Source organism: Clostridium sp. TW13 (genome assembly GCF_024345225.1).
In the GTDB taxonomy this organism is placed as follows: domain Bacteria; phylum Bacillota; class Clostridia; order Clostridiales; family Clostridiaceae; genus Inconstantimicrobium; species Inconstantimicrobium mannanitabidum.
This window is the reverse complement of the sequence record NZ_BROD01000001.1, coordinates 703939-724018: the sequence shown is the minus strand read 5'-3', so window position 1 is coordinate 724018 and position 20080 is coordinate 703939. Positions and strand designations below refer to the sequence as shown.

Here is a 20080-nt window from a genome sequence, read left to right as displayed (position 1 = left end):
TTATGTTAAATACTACTTTTTCTGAAACTTTATAGACTTCTTTCTTATAGCCGCATTCTCCAAAATTGCCTTTCTATTTTCCTTATTTTTTGCATAAGCAGCCTCTTTTTGTAGCTTTATATAATTTTTATATCTATCCTCTGATAGACTCCCATTTTCTATAGCTTCTTTTACCGCACAATTAGGTTCCTTATGATGTTTGCAATCACTAAATTTGCATTGTCTAGCTAAGGTTTCAATATCACTAAAAGTTTCATCTATCCCTTCTTCTACACACCATAATTCCATTTCACGCATACCAGGGGTATCAATTATCATAAAATGATCTTTTATAGTAATTAGTTGCCTATGTGTAGTAGTATGTCTTCCTTTACTATCATCTTCTCTTATTTCATTAACCTTCATTATTTCTTCTCCAGCAATTGCATTAGTTAATGAAGATTTACCAACTCCTGAAGATCCAAGAAATACTACAGTCTTTCCAGGTTTAATGAACCTTTCCAATTCATTTATACCTTCTCCTGTATAAGAACTAACCGCAACTATATCAACTCCCAAAGCAATTTCTTCTAACTTTGATACAATGTCATCTAAATTCTCACACAGATCTCTTTTCGTTAATATTATCACTGGAGTTCCTCCACTTTGCCAAGCAGAAGCAAGGTAACGTTCAATTCTTTTTATATTAAAATCATAATTTAAAGATACTGTAATAAATACATAATCAAAATTAGCTGCTACTAACTGCTCTTTTCTGTTCCATGAATCCATTCTTGAAAACTTGCTTTTCCTTTCAAGAACATCAAAAACAACATCCTCACCAATTGGATTATTTTTTACCATAATAAAATCTCCAACCGTAGGAAACTCTTTGGTAAATCTATCATTATAGAAAATTGATCCTTTTAATCTTGCATCTTTCTCCCCAAATTCACTAATTATTTTATACTGCTCTTTGTGAACTGCTAAAACTCTTGCTGGAATTAATTCTTTATCTATTTCTTCAAATTTCTTTACCTGCTTTTCATAAAATTCTGTATATCCATAATTTTTTATATCTATTCTATTCATCTAATTCCTCCGTAATATATAAATCTTTAATATTTGAATCCACTCTATCTAATACACTTAATAATCTCATCATAATTACATCACTCCTTATTATTTTTTCATCGAAACACTATAACCTCTTCACATACACCTAAAAATGGGTATAAAAATACCGCAAACAACAACCCTATGAATAAAGGCTGCTATTTACGGACATAAAAAATACACGACCTAAATCGTGTTACCCATCCTTGCGGCACATATTTACGAAAGGTTATCAATACTGCAAAAATACAACAACCATCTAAACTGTGTATCCTTGCCCATATTTAGTTTTAAACTGCAATCACCATCATATTGTTGCTCATTTAAAAACATCTCCTTTCAATACTGCAAATAGTGCAATATCTTTATATTAATTATATTATTATAATACCATGTTAATTATTACTTGTAAATACACTTTTAAGTCTATAATCAAAATAATGCAAAAAAATCAGAGTGAATTTTTAAAACTCACTCTGATTTATTAAATAGAATCCTACTCAGTATTCTACTATTCTCCCATTACTAGTTTGCCTAATCCTTCTTCAAAGGTATCATCATTCTCTGGGAACCATACTTTTTCTTTATCTTTGAATATAAATGTAAAAGTTTCTTCCTTTGTATCTGTTGAAACTGAAGCCTTACCCATAGCATCGATTAATTGTGTAACAAATAACTTAGATGCCTTGTCTAATCTTTCAGTAGTAGTTCCTTCCATAGTTTGTACCTTAGCTACAACATCATTTGCAACCTTATTGCTAAGTGTTGAATAGTCAATGTATTGTGTCTTTATTTTTATTTTAGCAGATTTCTTGTCTCCTGAAACTTTTTCTGCTGAAACTATCTTAACCTTTTTTCTTAAATTCATTTCTGCATCGCATATCTTTTGTATGTCCTCATCTGTAAATTTTAAACTTGAAGCAGAAAGACTTGCTTTCATTGCTTTATTTTCTGCTTTCTTTTCATTATCAAGTATTTTGGCTCCGTCTGCCTTTGAAAATCCTACTTTATCTATGTTACTTGTATCCTGATTTATATATAGTGCAGATATAATTTTTGCACTTTCTTCAACAGTTGCTTTTTCCTTACTACAACCTGCTAAAAGCATAGTTGCTGTTAATAATGTAACCACTAGACTTGCTATAATTTTTTTGTTCTTTTTCATTTCTTTTCTCCCTTATTTTACTAATTTTTAGTGTCGACTTTTTTATTATCGTAAACTTCTAATTAAACTTTAGATTTTTTGTAATTTAGAAGTAATCTTCCTAATAGTTTCTAAATTCACAATATTTATATTTATGAAAAAAAGATCTGAAATATTCTCTCAGATCTTTCAAAAAATCTTCATTCTAAAAAGAAACTTTTAAAATCTCTAGTATAATTATCAAAACTCCAATTATTATCTCAAACTTCCTAAATCTAATTCCTGACGATTTTGATATCGGCTTAAAAAATAATGCTACTAATGCAATAGATACCATAAATATAAAGCTCAATATAGAATATGCTATACTACTTCCCTCAGCTATTGCTAATACAATAAATGCTGCTATTAACATCCATACTATCAGTATTATAGGGTTATTCCAATTTATTTTATATTTTTTCTCTTCCACAACTGTAGATTCAGGCAAGTTTTGTTTTATAGTATTAAGAATATCCTCTAGACTGTCAAATCCATTGATACTAATTACACCGTGCCTATGTTTTATCTTTATAAAACATATATCTCCATCAGTATAATATTTTGTATTGACTTTGATAATATCACTAAATAGAACCTTTTCTTCTTTTCCTTTAGCAGTTCTTATAAAACCCTCTTCTGTGATAATTAATTTTAATTTTCTTAACCTACTAAATATTACCTTAATTAATATTAGCATTTCTGCTTCTACAAAAACACCTACAAATATTGATACAAATGCTAAATCAGTAAAATCAGTAAAATCAATATTTCCATCTTGATTCATATTAACAACTACCATTGTAAGTAACATAATTATAGGCAGCATAACCATTATAACATACTTATTTTTCTTTCTTCTCTTGATTTCCTTTTCAGAAAATCCAAATTCCTTGTTCTCCACTTAAGTTCTTCCCCCTTATTTTTTCTTATTCTCCTAACTTTTTTAATGTCGTAAACCTTGCGTCAGACTTTAGGGTTTATGTAATTTAAAAGTAATATACCTAATAGTTTCTAAAATCATCATATTTATATCTATAATAAAAAGTCTAAGATATTCTCTCAGACTTTTTATTATAGAGTAATCTACTTGTTTGGATTCAATACTGTACCCATAAATATAGGCAAATTTGTTTTATTATCCACAATTGCATACACAAAAGGGCGATTTAGAATTATACATTTAGGCAAATTTATTTTTAATGCTGCGCTCTTCATTTCTACGACTGTTGATGCTGCTGCCTTTGTACCAAGCTCATCTACTTGTATAGAAGCTTTGTGTATAACCTTTGATATAAATAGTCCTTCTGACTCCTTTGCCATCTTACTAAAATCAGCCTTACTAGAATCTAAACCATCTGTAAAACCCATTTTCTTAAGAGCTTCATTAATATTGAGATCATAATCATATTTAAACTTCGGTATTGAAACATTTATTTTTTTATCAGAGGCATTTCTTAATATATTTACAAACTTCCTTCCACTAATTGATTGAATATACTTATTAATATCTACTCCCTCGTTTGGTAAAAGTGCTACAAAGCTAAACTTATCTCCCTTATACTTCTTAATAAAGCCCTCTGCCATATCGTCTTTTAAATATTTATTTTCTTCTGAATTCATAAAATCCAAATAAACAGATGAATTATCATTATTTAATGTATTAGAACTTTGAGATTCTTGAATCATATTATTATCTACATATGGTTTAGGTACAATACCATTAGTATAAAACGCTCCATTATGAATGTCCTTACTTGAATACTGCTTTTCCCACTGTCCGTTAAAATATATAGTGTTTATAAGATACATCATAGCATCCCTATCTATAGAATCTAATATTTTATCAATGCGATTATTTGTATTAGCCTTTACCCAATTGTTTATATCATTTAGTGTGTTATTAGAATTAAAGTCAACATTATAGGCATCAGCGCCATAATAATCTGCATTCTTCTGTAAAAAATCCTTATAAACATCTAATTCATCTTTTGATCCATACCAAATAGAGTTACTTACCTTAAACTCCTTTGCTTTTATGTTACTAAAACTGTTAATAAAGCTATAATAATAATTATTAAGTTCATCCAAAGATAGCTTATTGTTTCCAAGTAAAAATTCAAATTGCTTTAATGTATTCCTATCTGCACCATTACCAGTCATCCCTAATGCAAGATATACAGACATAGGTGAGATTACTGAGTTTTTATCTTTGTTTATAGATTTTTTGAATAACTCTATAGAGAAATTAGCTGTAGCATCTATAAACTTATTATCTAAGCTTACTACTTGAACCTTTGTTGGACTAATACCTTGCATCAAGTTATTTGCTTTTACTACTACTGGTTTATTATCGAAAATGTTGAAACCAACAAAGCAAATCAATGAAATAATCGCTACTGCAGCAGTATATCTAAACCTGGCACCAAGTAATCTTTTACTTCCTGCTCCATGAGCTCTTTGTCTTAACTGTTCCTTTGCATCATTAGAAATATCTATTTTTCCTAAGTTATAATCGATTATCTTCTTTAAATCTTCTAGCTTTGCCATATACTAATCCTCCCTTAATATATCCTTCATTATTTCCTTTGCCCTTCTCAGCCTAACAGAAATTGTATTTGGCTTCTCCCTAAGACTATCTGCAATTTCTTTAATACTAAGTTCTTCATAATAGTGTAAAAGTATTACTTCTCTATATTTGATTGGCAACGTATAAACTGCATTAAGCAGTTCCAAAGAATCTTCATTTGCGTATACTGACAATTCCTCATCTTCTAAAGCATATATTGAACTAAAACTTGAATTATCAGTAATTTCTTTATAAGAAGACTTCCTCATATAGTCCTTACAAATATTTATTGCTATTCTAGTTATCCATGTTTTTTCACTGCTTTCTCTTCTGAAACTGTAATACTTTTTATAGGCCTTATATAAAGTATCTTGCACAGCCTCTTCCGCTAATTGATAATCTTTCAGATAAAGATAACATAATCTCATTAGTTGTTTACTGTATTTTTCTATAAGTTCATCTATATCAACCTCTTCATAAGCAATGGTATGTAAAGAAAAAAACACCTTAATCGCCCCCTTCACTAAAATAGACGTAATATTTACTTAAAAAGTGACACCTATGTAATATTATAATATTTTTTACAAATGAAAAAGTAGCAGAACACTTTAAGTATTCTGCTACTCCATTTTTGATCTTATTTTTTCTTTCTTATCATTCCAACTCCAGCTAAACTAATTAAAGCACCAAAACTCAATATACATACAGGGTCCACTCCACCTGTTTTAGGTAATATTACAGTTTTACCTGTTTGTGTTTGATTATTAGTAACTGATGATTGTGGCTTACTTGGCTCTGCTGGCTGTGCCTTTACGCTAACATTACAATCTGCTGTCACACCATTATTTGTAGTTGCAATTATTACTGCGTTTCCAGCTGCAACAGCAGTTATTTTACCGTTACTATCTACTGTTGCAACTTTAGCATCACTACTTGTCCATGTTACTTCTTGTGATGCTTCAGTAGGATCTACTGTAGCAAAAATTACTTTTGAATCTCCAACAGATAAATTAAGAGTTGAATTACTTAATGTTACCTTTGTTGGCTCAACAACTGCTTTAGTGTTAATTGCCTTAATATCATCAAAGTACATTTTTGAATCTACTGTCCATGCACCTGTATGACCTGTTGGAACAATAGTATTACACCATATTCCTACTCTTTGTATCTTTGAAGCATCAAATTTTCCATTATTCTTACCCTTAAATTGACTAAATGGTAATGTAATTAATTGAGGTTTTGTTGTTCCTGCAAATTCAGGTAAAAATACTTCAAAATCTTCCCCATTAGATGTTATTTGAATAACTAGCTTTTGAGCATTTCCATCTGGTGTGCACCAAAATTGAAGTGCATCAAATTTGGACCAGTCTGCTTCTGTTGTCTTTGTAATTCCAGCCCATCCTTCAGAACTATTTTCTGTAGAAATCTTATAATTAAATTCTAAGCCCGCTTGTCCTTTATAAAATTTAGAATTATCTGATGTTAATTTTGGTATAACACTACATCCAGCCCCTGCATTAGTTGTCCAAACATTTTGAAGTAATGCATCTTCTCCATAGTAATTATCAAAATTATCAACTACAGCTAGATCTGGTTTTACTTCTGGTATATTAAACTTTGCATTTATACTATTTTGAAAATTTGAATCTATATATAAATCTATAGATCCCATTGTTGCTCCAATTTTATCAAGTGCAACTTTAGTAATATCAGCTGTATATTGTCCATTTACTAAATTTGCTGGAAGAGTCATCACTTTTTCACCTTTATTATTCTTAAGAACAAAGTTCACTTTATCTGCAATTGTAGCATTCTTTACGCTTGCGATAATCTTTGTAGTTGAAAGTATACGACTACCTGAAGCTGGAGAAGTTATATATCCGTAAGCACCTTGTTGAACATTTGTTACATTAATCTTTGAATAATCTCCTACACCATTAGCAAACACTGCTTTATCGTCATTATAGAAATTAATAAAGTTATTTATCATCTCATGTCCACGAGAATTGCTCACCATAAATGGTGCAAAGAAATTTGGATAGCTATCAAAGTTTGCCCAAGTCATAAAATAGGCCATATTCGAATCTGTTACCGCATTTACAATTTCTTCAAACCAATCTTTGCGAACATTTCCTTTTGTAGCAAGACCAGAATGATTTAATCCATCATTAAGTGATTGCATAACACGCATACCAGTTTCTGATACTGTTGAAAGTTTATTATGCTTCTTAGCAATCCCATCAACCAAAGAAATTGTTTCCTTAAATGAATTTATCCAATTATCATTAGTTGTAGGATTATCATGATACATATCAAAGGCCACTACATCAACGTAATTATCTCCTGGATAACGTGATAGATAATCTGCTTCATCTGCAAATGGACCATTTGGTGAGTAAATATATAAGAAATTATGAACACCCTTTACATCTCTTAAATATTCCACAGTGTATCTATAAAGATTTTTATAAGCATTTTCATCACAGAATGCTTTTCCCCACCAGAACCAACTTCCATTATTCTCATGGAAAGGTCTAAACAGTACAGGTACATTTTTAGTTTCTAATTGTTTGCCATAATTAGCTATAATATCAAGATATCCTTTGAACGCATCATTTAGATCTCCACCTGGCATTATTCTTGAAACTACATCGCCAGTAGTTACATTTGGTGAATATCCTGAATAATCATATTTTCCATTGACTTTACCCTTCTTTACAACTTCTGCAAAATTAGGCATATGGGCTGATAATGTTACAATTCCACCTTCGCTTGCTGCCTCAGAGCTAATATCCGCAGCTGCTGTCACTAAATCTCTCTTATCTCCATCTTTTAAAGCTAATTCAGCTCCTGTAAGAGAAAGTGCATCTATCCCACAAACCGCTGCTATTGAACCGGTAATATCTTTTGTATCAGAATTAGTACCACTATCCTTTAAAAATGCTTTATGATGAGTATCATTTTGATGTCCATAAAGAACATATTTTGATTTTCCGATTCCTTGTAAATAAGCATATAAATCTGAAGTTTTTGCTGTAGCCTTTGAGTCAACTAATGTAACTTGATTTGGTACTTGTAGCATAGATGGTTGTACCTTAGTTTTATTAGCATTAGGTACTGCCGTCTTATCAACATAAATATCTGCTGCCTTTTCTTTAGAAATAGTAATATTATCCAGGTAGATATCACCCTTATAATCTGTCTTAGAACCAATAATACTCAAAGTTATCCCATCAATTGATACATCCTTAGGTGTGAATTTCACGGTTGCTTTCGCCTTTTTTAATCCATTGCCGATATCAACAGCACTACTTAAATCGATTACATTATAAGCGTCAACAGCATTGTTAATCCATAACTTTGTTTGGAAAGCTCCTTTAGTCATTGATTTAGGATTATAAATAAAATCAAAATTTAAAACACTATATCCATTGAAATTTACTGGTGTTTTAAAATTGTTACTTATTTTAGCCTCACTCCATGAAACTTCAGAATCATTAGTGTAGTCTAGTGTAAGTTTTAAAGAACCATTTCCCACTGTTTTTGAATCATAAGATAAAATTGTTTTACCTTTATAATCCCAAGCACCTCCATCTGCCCATCCATCAAGAGTTTTTGTTGAATCTTCAAACGTCCATTCAATTGGATTTACTGAAGCGGTTACTTCTGCTCTAGCTATTGTTGCTACATGTATTGATGATGATAGAATTGTAATTGACGTAATTAATGCAAGTAACTTCATATTTTTTCTTGATCTTATTCCCATAATTCTCCCCCTCAAAGTAGTAGTCCTTATTAGTTAAGTGATGTTAAGTGATGTTAAGTTTTTAAATCTTTATTATACTTGGAAGTTTGTTAATATTCTTATTGGGCAAAACAATATTAATTAAATGACTATTTCATACTTATACATACCAATAACATCACTCATATTTTAAATTATATTTACATTTATATGCATTTTCAACGAATTTCAAAATCTCCATAATAAATGTAATAATACCTAAGAAAAGGTTAACTTTACAACGTTACTTTTATTCATTTTTAACAAATTTTAAAAGAAAAAGTAACTAGATGTCACTTCTAGTTACTTTACTTTTTCAGTTACTTTATAATATATAAGTTATAATTAATGCAATACATAACCATTTAAATTGTTTCAATTAGCATTTAACTATCATCCATTACTTATCTCTAAATTTGACTTTGATCAACAACACTCCTTAGATTTTATTAGACTATATCACCTTATGTCTATACCATTTATCACCATGAAGCCTGAAACAATACAATATTCCTCTAACAATCCAGTCTATGTACATACCAAGCCAAATCCCGTTTACTCCCAAACCTAACTTTACACCTAATAAGTAGCCAGTTATTATTCTAAATATCCACATACCAATAACTGAAGTTATCATAGTATACTTAGTATCCCCAGCACCTTTTAGTCCTGCTGAAAAAATAAATGATAACGGCCAGATTAACATTGCGAATGCATTTATTCTAATCAATGATGCAGATAAATGAATTACAGCAGCATTGTTTGTATATAAACTTGATATCACAGAAGCTAGTGGTACAAATATAATTCCCATTATTAAAGAACTTACTGTTGCAAACTCTGCTAAATAAATCAATACACTCTTTGCTTCTTTAACATCCCCTCTACCTATGTGTTGTCCAACTAAGGCGGTTGCAGCTAGAGTTAATGCATTGCCAGGTACATTTCCCATAGTAAATACTGAACCTGCTACTGAATTTGAAGCTATTGATATAGTTCCCATTGTAACTATAAAAACTTGAACTATAAGTTTCCCACCATTAAAAAGCAATTGCTCTACTCCTGCTGGAATTCCTATATTGAAAATACCTTTTTGTATTTCCACATCAAATTTAAACGGAAATATCTTTCTTATCTTAATAATCTTTGTTCCTCTTGCAAGAACAAAGATTATTAAAGCAGTACCAATCAATCTTGCAACAGCTATTGCTATGGCTGCACCCATTATTCCTAAAGAAGGAAACCCAATATTAGTTCCTAAAAAATTAATATTCATTCCATATATAAGCATATATCCCAATATAATATTTATACAATTCATAAATATTGTAATATGCATTGGAGTTTTTGTATCACCGCATCCACGTAAAATCCCATTAGCAATTTGCTCTACAGCTATGAACGGATATGTTAATAGCGTAAATTCTATGTACAATTTCGCATCTAACTTTACTAAGGCCTCAGCAGATCCATAAAGTACATTTATTATAGGAACTCTAAAAATCCAGATTAGTAATGTAATTAATGTGGATATTATTATCCCTGACATTATAGCTTGTCTAGCCGTTTCATTAGCTCTCTTAATATTTTTTCTTCCAATATTTTGCGCTACAACTACAGTAGCACCTACTGACAAGGCAGAAAAAAACGAAATGAATAGTACATTTATCGAATCCACCATTCCTATAGCCGAAACAGCTTCTTTTCCAATATGCCCAGCCATCATAGTATTACATACACCCAGAAGCATAACAAAGGTTTGTTCTATCATTATTGGTATAGCTAAACTTAATACATTTTTTCTTATTATCATTGCATTACTGTTGCATAAAATCTATCAAAACCTAATATTTAAGTATCTATTGTTATTCATTGAAACTGGTTTTACAATCCCATTATTCCAGCTTATATTAGATTTCACAATATTATTATAGATTTAATACAACTGTTCACCTTCTTTACATCTGTAGTTATATTTTTATAAATAAAAAATATATAAAAAAAATTAGTGTATTAAGTTTATTAAACCTAATACACTAACATAATAACAGTATATCATATTATTCTATATTTCTCATATATTTTACAAATTATTTTGTTTCTATATACACTTTCTGACATAAGGAATCTGAAAACAAATAAAATTCACAACATTCATTTCATTAATATAATAGAAAAATCTATAGTGTTTTTAATTCAAACCAAAATGTACTTCCTTTTCCTTCTGTACTTTCTACACCATATCTCCCATCATGCATATCTAAAATAGATTTAACTATTGAAAGACCTAAACCAGTTCCAACTGCTGCACGCTTATGTGCCTTATCTACTTTATAATATCTGTCCCATATTAAAGGTATTTTTTCTTGAGAAATTCCTTCTCCAGTATCAATCACTTCAATTCTCACATATCCATCTTTATAATATTGTTTTACTGTCACAGACTTGTCTTTTCCTGTATAAGTTAATGCATTATTGATTAAATTATAAACTACTTGAGATATCTTCATTTCATCAGCCTTTATATATGTATCTTCATCATAAATAAAGCTAATATTATACCCTTTTTGTTCAGTGAATTTTCCATATCTATTTATCATGTTTCTAATACTTTCTGTTAAATTGAACTCTGATAATTCTATCTCTTGAGTACCAGATTCAAACTTAGAAATATCTAATATATCATTTACAAGGCTGGTTAATCTTTTTGCTTCATCAATTATTATCTGAATATTCTCTGGGCTATTCTCTCCTGGAAGATCACGCATAACTTCACTATATCCTGTGATTAAAGTCAATGGAGTTCTTAAATCATGAGATATATTCGCTATCAATTCTTTTCTCAAACCATCAACCTTAGATAATTCATTTGCTGCATAGTTTAAGGTGCTGTTAAGTTCAGTAATTTCTTTGTATCCAGTTCCCTCAAACTTAGTATCGTATTTACCCTTCGCCAATTCTTTAGCTGAATCATTTATTTTAACTATAGGATTTGAAATCTTTTTAGATATAAATACAGCTAAAGCAATTGAAAGCATCATAAAAATTACAGTAATAAATATTAATTGGGTTCTTAAAGTTTCTACAGTTGCATCTAGTGGAGTTATAGTAGAATGCACTAAAATCATAACTTTAGCTCCATCCTTTTTAGAAACAATGTCTACATATAGCATACTCTCCATTTTCTTTCTATTATCTGGTGGTCTATTATTATCTTGAAAATTCATATCATCCATAGGCTTCTTAAAATTTATTTTAAAACTTTCTTCCGAAAATGTTTGCAAACTTGTTCCACCATTTTTTTCTGCTTTGCTATAGTATGCTCCAATCTCCTCGTTTGATAACCTATCAATAATTGAATTAGGACCAACTCCTATTGAATCTAAACTCACACCATTTTTATCAGTTATCTTTATGCTTATGTCATTTTGTCTTGATAAACTTAGCATAATATTTGAAAGATCACTACTATCTATATTTTCAGCAACAGTCTCTGCACAACTTTTTATTTTAGAACTCTTTATAGTCTTATAGAAATCATCTAAAAATACAGTTTGAAAAAACCATAAAAAGACTATCATTACTCCAGTAAATATAGATAAATAGGCAAATATATTCCACTTTATACTTATTTTATCTCGCTTCAAATCTATACCCCACCCCTCGAAGTGTTACTATGTATCCACTATAATCTCCAAGGCTTTTTCTAAGAAGTTTTATATGAGTATCAAGTGTACGGTCATCACCATAAAAATCATACCCCCACACAGAATTTATAATTTTTTCTCTTGTTAAGGCTATTCCTTTATTCTTTACAAGATAGAAAAACAAATCATATTCTTTTGGAGACATATCTACAACTTCTCCATCCACATATACAATCCTTCCTGTAAAATCAACTTTTACTCCTTCAAATTCTACTATATCTTTTCCATCTTCATTATTGCCAGTATTACTGCTACGTTTAATTATTGCATTTATTCTCATCATCAATTCTTTGGGAGAAAAAGGTTTCACAACATAGTCATCTATTCCTAGTTCAAATCCATGTAATTTATCATACTCTTCTCCTCTAGCTGAAAGCATAATCACAGGAGTATTGCTACTTTTTCTTATCTCCTTACATGCAGAGAATCCATCCATTTCTGGCATCATTATGTCTAATACTATGATATCAAAATCTTTTTCTCTACATATCTCTATAGCCTCCATTCCATCTGAAGCCTCAATAACTTCATATCCCTCAAAAACTGCATACTTCTTAATTAATTTTCTTATGTTCTCTTCATCATCTACTACAAGAATATTATACATTTTCTTCACCACCAAAAATAAACTCTGTCTATACAAAGATAATATAACACTAATGTGATGAATTCGTGAAGTTTATTTGATTTTTTTGTTTGAATAAAAAGTTACAGATATCAAATACTAAAGTTATTATTTACATAAGGAGGACACTTTTCTAATGAATTTAAAAGATAGTAAAACAAAAGTAAACTTAATGAAAGCTTTCGCTGGAGAAAGTCAAGCTAGAAATAGATATACTTTTGCTGCTGAGGCAGCAAAAAAAGAGAATCTTCAACTTATCGAGCAAATTTTCACCTATACAGCTAATCAAGAATTAGCTCATGCCAACGTATTTTACAAACACTTAAAGGAATTCTCTGGGCAACAAATAACTATAAATTCTTCTGATTATCCTGTAAATATTTATGATTCAACTTTAGAAAATTTGAAAGCTGCTCAACATAATGAATTTGAAGAATACGATGTAGTTTATAAGGACTTTGCTAAAATAGCTGAAGAAGAAGGATTCCCTGCAATAGCTTCACACTTCAGTAAAATTGCAAGCATTGAAAAGGTTCATTCAGATAGATTTGATAAGTATTTAAAATATCTTGAATCTGGCTCTCTATTTAAGAAAAGTCAGGATACCACTTGGTTCTGCCTAAACTGCGGATTTATTTATCAAGGAACAGAAGCACCAAAGGCTTGTCCTGTATGTGAACATCCACAAGGCTATTTCATTTTAGTAGATGAATCCCCTTTTAAGTAATAATTTATTTCCAAACACACGGTATAAAAATAGAAGTGTTGAAAACACTTAATTTTCAACACTTCTATTTAAATTAACTTTCAGTTGTTTGACTATTGCCTCTACGTTTTTCATTAATTATTGCTAACACTCCTGGAACAAGTGAGAAAAGAATAATTACTATTACAACATAAGAGAAATTATTTTTAACTAAAGGTAAATTTCCAAACAAGAATCCGCCACCTAAAAATAAGGTTACCCATAAAAATCCACCTAATAAGTTATATGTAATGAATTTTGAATAATGCATTTTCCCTATTCCTGCAACAAATGGTACAAAAGTTCTTATTATAGGAATAAATCTTCCTACCACTATTGTCATTGAACCATGTCTGTCATAAAAGCCTTGAGCCTTTGCTACATGTTCCTTATTAAGAAGTTTGGTGTTTTCTTTTTGCAACATTTTGGTTCCTAATGTTTTACCTATATGATAATTTGAAGTGTCCCCTAATACTGCAGCTAAATAAGTAACAACTAATAAAATTGCAATATTAAATGAACCTCCTACTGCTAATGCTCCTGCTGCAAATAGCATTGAATCTCCTGGTAAAAAAGGTGTAAAAACCAACCCTGTCTCACAAAATATAATTAAAAACAAAATACCATAAGTTAGTATTCCATAATCTTGAACTATTATATTCAGGTATTTATCAATGTGCATTAATACATTAAAAAAGTGTTCTATAAACGCCATTATCTTATCTCCTTTTCTTTATTTAAAATATTATTATAAACATTTTAATATAATATCAAAATACTTATATAAATTATATTGATTTCTTATTTAGTCATAGTATAATCTAAAAAATGCTAAAAGACAACGAACATTTTGTAAATATTATTTATTTCCATACATCTTAATGTTCACTATCTCACCTTGAGTACCAATTCTAATAGGTGGTCCCCAAGTGCCATATCCAGATGTCACCACAAGATTAAAGTCATTCTTTTTTAGATACCCATATGGGTCTTCAAATACTTTCTTTATTATAATATTTCCCGGGAAAATCTGACCATTATGAGTATGCCCTGATAGTTGCAAATCCACCTTTTCATTTTCAGCAGATTTTAAATCTTCAGGCTTATGATTTAAAACTATAATAGGTAAATTTCTATCAATATTCCTTAATAATATATCTAATGACTTTATCTTTTCATTTGTTCTTGATTCACTTGCAGTATCTTTTCTGCCAACAACATAAAACTGATTATTCACCTTTACTACTTCATCTTGTAGAACAGTAATATTAGCTTTTTTATAATACTCTATAGACTCATCAAAGTTTTGAAAATACTCATGGTTTCCTGTAATAGCATAAACTCCATATTTTGAATTTATTTTCTTACAAGCTTGAGAATAATATTCTTTTAGTGCAGTAGTACTACTTTCATCAAATACATCTCCTGCAAAGAAAACTACTTCTGGCTGAAGCTTATTTATAGAGTCAACCATTTTGTCGATTCCTCGCTCTCTTACACCTATGCCGATATGCACATCTGAAACAAGAACTATATTTAAAGATTGCTTATTACCTATAGCTTTGTTTATATTAATCTTATACTCTGTAGTTTTTGGATTAAGAGCTACAACAAAACCACTGCAAACTATAATCGCAGTAATTATTAACACTATTAACCCATTACCATATATACTCCTAATCTTTTGCTTATACTTTTCATTGAGTTTTATAATCTTAAATACTACTCTGAATAAATCACTTATTAAAAAACCTAATAGAAGATATATAAACAATGACAAGGTTATAGCTCCAACAAAAGAAAAAATTACTGAAACTATATTATTTACTGTTAATATACTCGATACCAACCTACTTATGATGTACGCAAAGGCCATTATCCAAAAAACAGCCCAATAGATTTTTAAATTTATCTTTCTATGTTGAAAAATTTTCTTTATGTTCCGTCCAACATAATACCACATAGCAATATATATAAAAATTATTATCAAACTCATAATTACAACCATAAAATTCACATTTTAACCTCCATTCTAATTTTCCTTAAAACAAAATTATTGATAACTTTTTGGGCAATGCTCTATAATATGATATAATCTCATATGTAAGAATTACTTATAGATTATTAATTTATTTTGTATTTAAATTATAATATATGCTTTATTGTAAACTAAATTTGGCCAATACTTGTTATCCTATAAATTATAACAAACATTCGGCTATTGTTAAAATATATTTAACTTAATAATTCTTAAATATATATAAAATTAATAATAAACAGAAAGGATTTTAACATTGAAAAAATATATATTCATTTCTATAGGTGGGGCTTTAGGTGCCATTTCTAGATATCTAATTAAAAACATTGAAATAACAAATAATAATTTTCCTATAAACACATTGATTATAAATATTACTGGTAGCTTTTTATTAGCCTTTATTTTGACTATTGCCTTTAAATATTGGAACTTTAATTCAAACATTCGATTAGGTATCGCTACCGGATTCCTAGGCGCATACACAACTTTTTCTACAATGTGCAAGGAAACGTCTAATCTTTTTATTAAAAACATGTATTCAATAGCATTATGCTACATAAGTCTTTCAATTATTTTAGGACTTTTATTTGCATATTTAGGATCAATTTTGGCACATAAAATTGGTGCTAAACTAGTTCATCTTAATAGCATTGCTAAGGAGGAATAATATAAATGAACTACATTTTATTAGCTATAGGCGGAGCCTTAGGAAGTGTTACTAGATTTAAAATTGGTGAAATAATCGGAAATAAAAATAATAATGGATTTCCTCTAGGAACATTTATCATAAATATTACAGGAGCTTTTCTTTTAGGAATAGTAAGTTCATATGTATCAAATAAACAAATACTATTACTGTTGGCTGATGGATTTCTTGGAGCTTACACAACATTCTCAACCTTTATGTATGAAGGCTTTACTTTATTTGAAAATAAGAAGACTCTAAATGCTATTACATATATCATATTTTCACTCATATTAGGTGTTACCGGATATTTCCTTGGTCTAGAACTTATTTCAATTATATCCTAATATACAAAAAACAAACTCATAATAGCTTAGTTATGAGTTTGTTTTTATAAATATACAATCTAAATTCAAATTTTTTATAGTAAAAACTAGATTTTTAGTTCTATCCTAAATTTTAAAATCACTTATTAATTCATTTAATTTTTGCGCTAATCTTACTTGATTTTCAGCAGTAGCTACCACTTCTGACATACCGGCATTAGTTTCTGATATACTCTGCAATATATTTGTTGAATATTGTGTTGATTCTATTGAATTAGATGCCATAAGTTGAACCATAGAATCCACTTCTTGTATAGTGGCTGTTAGTTGCTCTGACATGGCTGCTATCTCTTCTGATATTTTACTGATTTCTTCAGCATTCCCATAATAATATTCCCCTGAACTCATAAAGTTATTAAATTGATCAATTACATCATTGTTTATAAAATTAAGTACTTCATTACTATTTGAAGATAATTTTTTGAATGATTCTTGAACCTTCTTTACACTTTCCTGAATTGTAGCAGCTGAACTTGAAGATTGTTCTGCAAGTTTTCTAACTTCTTCTGAAACAACTGCAAAACCTCGTCCCTGTTCTCCTGCTCTAGCTGCTTCTATTGCCGCATTTAGTGCTAATAGATTGGTTTGTTCAGCTATTGCTGAAATTGTATCTACCATAGAAGAAATTTCTTCAACCACTGTTCCCTCATTAATGGCTGATAATATCTTCTCTTCTTTCTGAGAGTATATTTGTTTTGTGGTATTTAATGCATTTGTACTTTCATCCTTTAACTCTGAAGACTTCTCTTTAAACTTCATTGATATACCACTGCCATCTGTAGATTTCGTTGATAATTGTGTTATACTTAGATTTATTTCATGCATTGAATCATTTACTTGTTTTGCTGATTCACTTGATTCATTCATTTTATTAACAATCTTTTTAGTTTCATTATTAATATCAGTAACTCTATTAGTAATTTCTTGGGTAGCTGCTGATAACTCTTCTGTTGAAGCAGTTAATTCCATAGTTTGATTGCTTATATTTTCAATCAACTGCTTAACATTTTTCTGAGCATTATTTAATGCTTTTGCGGTTACTCCAAATTCATTTTTACTTTTGATTTCTATATCTGTTGAAAAATCATATTCAGCCAACCTTTTTGCTAAATCTTTAATTTTCACTAATGGCTTCGTGATTGATGCTGAAACTATAATTGCTATTACTATCGCTGCCAATATCAATGCTACAATACATACTGAAAATATAATAATTTTTTCATTTAATTTTTTGTTCAATTCATTAGTTTTAGCTGCTACAGCCTTATCAATATCATCCACATAATTGCCAGTACTTATAATCCAATTATAAGGTTTAAACAACAATGAATATGCTCTTTTAGGAGATACTTCTTTAGCATTCGGCTTTGCATAATAAAAGTCAGTAAACCCGCCCCCTTCTTTTGTTGCCACGGCAATTATATTTTGAATCAACTTATTTCCCTTTTTATCAGTTTCATTTATTCTATTGACTCCTTCTTTATCAGGAGTTATAGGATGGGCTATTAAATTTGCATTAACATCATCTATCCAAAAATACCCTTGAGCATTATATCTCAATGTTTTTACTAGATATTTTGCTTCTTCCTTAGCTACTGACTCTGTTATTTTCCCATCTACTTGCCTCTGATAAATTCCATTTAACATCATGTCTACGTTTTCAACTTGATACTTAATATTATTATCATAATTAGTGCGAAGCATCTTTTCATAATCTTTAATCCATATAGAATTTGTATTGTAGCTATTTACTACTGAAATCAAACCAATTAACAATGCTACAATTCCTGCGATTAGAACATTCATTAAAATAATTGTGCTTTTTAATTTTTTCATATTACATACCCTCTTTCTATATGTAAATATTATCGAAATTTTCAGACAATTATTTATACCTTCGCACTTTTTTACAAAATTCGTATTTTTAATCCTTTAAAGCTTATTATTTTAAAATATTTTTATTATTTAAATCATTTTTTTTACAATTTCTTATCTTTTATACTAAGTTGACTGTTTTGTGTAAGCTCTAAATATATAAAATTTTTCAGTTGCTTTCTCCTTTATCTAATTCAGATGTGCAATGTGGACATCTGGTTGCTTTAATAGGTATCTCAGTATAGCAATACTTACAATTCTTTTTATCTATTACTTTCTCTTCTTTTTTTCTACTAAAGCGATTTATTTGCTTAATAACGATAAAAATAGAAAATGCAACTATTATGAAATCTATTATGTTATTTATGAACAGACCATAATTTAAAGTGCCAACTCCTGCCTTCTTTGCCTCATCTATTGTTCTATAATTGCCTCTACCTAAAGCAACAAATAAATTAGAAAAATCAACTTTTCCTAACAATAATCCAACTATAGGCATAATAATATCATTAACTAAAGATGATACTATTTTACCAAAAGCTCCTCCTATAATTACACCAACAGCTAAGTCTACTATATTGCCTTTCATAGCAAATTCTTTGAATTCTTTAATCATTTGGTACCCTCCACAACTCTACTATACTAAAAATGCATAACACTCATTTCTAGAATGCTATGCATTTCAACCAACATTTTATTCTTTCCATATATCTTGAACTAATTCATATATTTTTCCTAAAGCCTCATCTATAGCTTTTTTCTTTTCCTCTTCAGTAAATCCAGTTCCATCAACTAGTAACTCTTCAAATTTCTTTATTCCTATGGTTTTCATAATATCATGAACATAGTTTATACCTCTGTTCAATACCATTCTTAACATCCATGGTATTGAACCTCCTGAAGATTGAATATATACCATACCTCTATACTTATCCTTTAACAAGCCCTCCAATTTATCTTCAGTAATTGCAACTGTCTTTCCATCCATTACAACACAATCTATGTATTCCTTTAATGGAGCCGGAAAAGAAAGACTCCACATTGGTGCTGCAATCACATAAATATCAGCCTCTTTAAATTGATCTACAAGCTTAATCATTTTATGAACTTCTTTTTGACTTTCAATATCAAGTTTATTTATGTCTTCCTCCTTAATCATACAGTTCCTTTTCTCAAAATACTGATACTCTAATCTAGGAATATGACATTTATAAAGATCTAATTCTTCTAAAGTAAAGTCTTGATGTTTCTGTAAAAACTTATTAACAAATGCTCTTCCTACAGTCTTACTGGCTGAAAGTTCTTCTGGCTTTGAATTTACTGTTATATATAATAACTTTTTCACAATCTTCACCTTCTATATTTTTTTCTTTAGTTATTTTATCCTT

General features: G+C 29.5%; 17 protein-coding genes. 3 read left to right on the top strand and 14 right to left on the bottom strand.

The features are described from left to right. Positions 1–12: 12 nt before the first annotated feature. The 9 genes from rsgA to OCU47_RS03390 form a co-directional block, all read right to left on the bottom strand. Positions 13–1071 carry a ribosome small subunit-dependent GTPase A gene (gene rsgA, locus OCU47_RS03430; protein WP_261827193.1) on the bottom strand — a complete coding sequence of 353 codons (1059 nt, stop codon included), beginning with the start codon at positions 1069–1071 and terminating at the stop codon, positions 13–15. A gap of 535 nt (positions 1072–1606) precedes the next feature. Further along, the gene (locus OCU47_RS03425) at positions 1607–2260 is read right to left on the bottom strand and encodes a DUF5105 domain-containing protein (RefSeq protein WP_261827192.1); all 654 of its coding nucleotides are present in this window, start codon (positions 2258–2260) and stop codon (positions 1607–1609) included. 184 nt (positions 2261–2444) lie between these two features. Beyond that, the gene (locus OCU47_RS03420; protein ID WP_261827191.1) at positions 2445–3182 is read right to left on the bottom strand and encodes a hypothetical protein; all 738 of its coding nucleotides are present in this window, start codon (positions 3180–3182) and stop codon (positions 2445–2447) included. A gap of 182 nt (positions 3183–3364) precedes the next feature. Next, entirely contained in the window at positions 3365–4828 is a 1464-nt protein-coding gene (locus OCU47_RS03415; RefSeq protein ID WP_261827190.1) for a serpin family protein, read from the bottom strand. 3 nt (positions 4829–4831) lie between these two features. After that, the gene (locus OCU47_RS03410; protein ID WP_261827189.1) at positions 4832–5353 is read right to left on the bottom strand and encodes a sigma-70 family RNA polymerase sigma factor; all 522 of its coding nucleotides are present in this window, start codon (positions 5351–5353) and stop codon (positions 4832–4834) included. Between the two features lie 131 nt (positions 5354–5484). Next, positions 5485–8613 carry a glycosyl hydrolase gene (locus OCU47_RS03405; RefSeq protein WP_261827188.1) on the bottom strand — a complete coding sequence of 1043 codons (3129 nt, stop codon included), beginning with the start codon at positions 8611–8613 and terminating at the stop codon, positions 5485–5487. A 472-nt stretch (positions 8614–9085) separates the two neighbouring features. Beyond that, entirely contained in the window at positions 9086–10444 is a 1359-nt protein-coding gene (locus OCU47_RS03400; protein ID WP_261827187.1) for an MATE family efflux transporter, read from the bottom strand. Positions 10445–10811: 367 nt separating this feature from the next. Then, complete coding sequence (locus OCU47_RS03395; protein ID WP_261827186.1) at positions 10812–12278, bottom strand: HAMP domain-containing sensor histidine kinase; 1467 nt, start codon at positions 12276–12278, stop codon at positions 10812–10814. Further along, positions 12265–12945, bottom strand: a complete 681-nt coding sequence (locus tag OCU47_RS03390) for a response regulator transcription factor (protein WP_261827185.1) — start codon at positions 12943–12945, stop codon at positions 12265–12267. Before OCU47_RS03390 ends, OCU47_RS03395 begins: the two co-directional genes overlap by 14 nt. Positions 12946–13099: 154 nt before the next feature. On the opposite strand from OCU47_RS03390, the gene rbr reads away from it, so the two are divergent. Next, positions 13100–13690 (top strand): rubrerythrin, encoded by a 591-nt coding sequence (gene rbr, locus OCU47_RS03385; protein WP_261827184.1) that lies wholly within the window; start codon positions 13100–13102, stop codon positions 13688–13690. A gap of 73 nt (positions 13691–13763) precedes the next feature. On the opposite strand, the gene OCU47_RS03380 is transcribed toward rbr, so the two are convergent. Then, positions 13764–14423 (bottom strand): DedA family protein, encoded by a 660-nt coding sequence (locus tag OCU47_RS03380; protein WP_261827183.1) that lies wholly within the window; start codon positions 14421–14423, stop codon positions 13764–13766. A gap of 144 nt (positions 14424–14567) precedes the next feature. Then, the gene (locus tag OCU47_RS03375; protein ID WP_261830574.1) at positions 14568–15716 is read right to left on the bottom strand and encodes a metallophosphoesterase; all 1149 of its coding nucleotides are present in this window, start codon (positions 15714–15716) and stop codon (positions 14568–14570) included. Between the two features lie 286 nt (positions 15717–16002). Here OCU47_RS03375 and OCU47_RS03370 point away from each other — a divergent pair, with 286 nt between their 5' ends. After that, the gene (locus tag OCU47_RS03370; RefSeq protein ID WP_261827182.1) at positions 16003–16413 is read left to right on the top strand and encodes a fluoride efflux transporter FluC; all 411 of its coding nucleotides are present in this window, start codon (positions 16003–16005) and stop codon (positions 16411–16413) included. A 5-nt stretch (positions 16414–16418) separates the two neighbouring features. After that, positions 16419–16778, top strand: a complete 360-nt coding sequence (gene crcB, locus OCU47_RS03365) for a fluoride efflux transporter CrcB (protein WP_261827181.1) — start codon at positions 16419–16421, stop codon at positions 16776–16778. 105 nt (positions 16779–16883) lie between these two features. Here crcB and OCU47_RS03360 read toward each other — a convergent pair whose 3' ends face one another. The 3 genes from OCU47_RS03360 to OCU47_RS03350 form a co-directional block, all read right to left on the bottom strand. Beyond that, positions 16884–18653, bottom strand: coding sequence for a methyl-accepting chemotaxis protein (locus OCU47_RS03360; RefSeq protein WP_261827180.1), 1770 nt, complete (start codon positions 18651–18653; stop codon positions 16884–16886). A 208-nt stretch (positions 18654–18861) separates the two neighbouring features. Next, positions 18862–19308, bottom strand: a complete 447-nt coding sequence (mscL, locus tag OCU47_RS03355; RefSeq protein WP_261827179.1) for a large conductance mechanosensitive channel protein MscL — start codon at positions 19306–19308, stop codon at positions 18862–18864. Positions 19309–19386: 78 nt separating this feature from the next. Continuing rightward, positions 19387–20037, bottom strand: coding sequence for an FMN-dependent NADH-azoreductase (locus tag OCU47_RS03350; RefSeq protein ID WP_261827178.1), 651 nt, complete (start codon positions 20035–20037; stop codon positions 19387–19389). Between the last annotated feature and the right edge of the window lie 43 nt (positions 20038–20080).